Origin of the sequence: Nocardia sp. NPDC058497, from assembly GCF_042720195.1 — a bacterium.
Taxonomy (GTDB): Bacteria; Actinomycetota; Actinomycetes; order Mycobacteriales; family Mycobacteriaceae; genus Nocardia.
Genome location: NZ_JBHXMY010001021.1, coordinates 1 through 1,189, shown reverse-complemented (window position 1 = coordinate 1,189; position 1,189 = coordinate 1). Strand labels below are relative to the sequence as shown.

Here is a 1,189-nt window from a genome sequence, read left to right as displayed (position 1 = left end):
CGGTGGCACCGCCCTCACCAACTACCGGCGGATCCTCTTCGACAAGGTCGCTCTCGCCACCGAAGACGGGTTCACCGTCTCCGACAGTTGGGCCGTGACGGCACCCAACGACACCACGGAGGATCGCGAGGCCGATCGCACGGACCATCAGACAGCTGTCACCACCGCGCTCAACGAGATGCTCGGAGCGCAAACCGGCATCGATACCGCGATTACCGTTGCGGCGAACGAGGTCCGTATCCGAGGCAACGATCTCGGCGAAGGCGACGAGGTCGCCCCACAGTCGACATTGGGGAACAACACCAATAACTTGGCTGGCCAGCTACACGATATATCCGACCCTGATATCCTAGCTCCAGGGCAAACTTCGCCGAGTCAGCAGAAGATCGACGCCAAGTATGATTACTACAAGTCCCTGATTGAAAGAAATGGGGGGACCGTTGATGCTGGAATCGACCAGAAGAATATGGTCGCGATTCGTCGAGAGACCAATGCCTTCGCGAACAATGGGCAGGGAATTTACGATGACAAGGCAGTTCTAATCTGGGTGGATGAGCATGGCACTAAGCATGTGAGCGAGTACAAAGCAAATACAGACCCCACTGCGCGGTATATAAATAACGCGAATGAGACTCGAGACGTAGATGGCAATGGGACGAAAGAATTAGGGCGCCTCCCGGCGGGCACCTACGAGTATGGGCATAACTGGTTCCAGAATAAGCATGACACGGTGGGTGATGGAAACGTGTTCACCATGCCGGAGGGTGCTGACATAGACGCAGAGTATGACACGGACCGCGATGGATTCTTCAATGACAATGCCTATGGTAAGGGTGGAGAATCGATGTTCTGGCATTGTGGACGAGAAGGAGATGTCGCCAGTGCTGGTTGTCAGACAATGCCTCCCGAAGATTGGAGTCGGTTTGTCGCCGATATGGGCGTGTCCGTGACCGACAAATACACCGGTGAGCAGGTCCCGCTGCGTTACACGTTGGTGAATGAGAATCCTGCAAATGGGAACACGGAGTACCGAGATGTCGACAAGGGAATGGTGTAAGCGCCACAGGGCACCTGCACCGGTGGTCTGGAACGTGACGATGGTGATGGCAGCTATTGCGACGGCACTAGGCTGCGCTGGGAAAATGTGGGCGGACGTGTCAGCGTTCGAAGACGATGAATTCTGGCTGAC

1 protein-coding gene is annotated in these 1,189 nt (G+C 55.8%); it reads left to right on the top strand.

What is annotated here, in order from left to right; translation table 11 throughout:
* Window positions 1-1,057 (top strand): hypothetical protein (locus ACFWPJ_RS33400; protein WP_378857599.1); only part of this gene is annotated, 1,057 nt, incomplete at its 5' end.
* Window positions 1,058-1,189 lie beyond the last annotated feature (132 nt).